Below are 264 nucleotides of genomic sequence, written 5' to 3'. Positions count from 1 at the left end.
CGCACGCCCTTGGGTCAATTGGTTAACAGCATCGTTGGCACTGCCGTTGGAGTAAACAATGTTGATGGCATTGTTATTTGCTTTGTTGTAGTTTTCTAAAATTTGCGCTGCAGCAGACGTTGCGGTGGTATAAGCCCTCTTTCCTTTTAAATCGTCGAGTGATTGGATCGTTTCGTTTTCCTTTGGTACGACTACCCTTGTCTTCCAAATGACATACGGTTCTTTGTTAAACAAATACTTTTGCTCACGCTCCGGATTTTTCTC

At 43.2% G+C, this 264-nt stretch carries 1 protein-coding gene; it reads right to left on the bottom strand.

Annotation, left to right across the window (positions count from 1 at the left end):
• The coding region (locus tag SB775_RS30475) for a type 2 periplasmic-binding domain-containing protein (protein WP_486360722.1) at nt 1–264 on the bottom strand (264 nt) is incomplete at both ends.

It is taken from the genome of Peribacillus sp. SIMBA_075 (assembly GCF_046534585.1).
The sequence above is the reverse complement of the archived record's forward strand: the minus strand, read 5'-3'. Positions and strand labels throughout refer to the sequence as shown.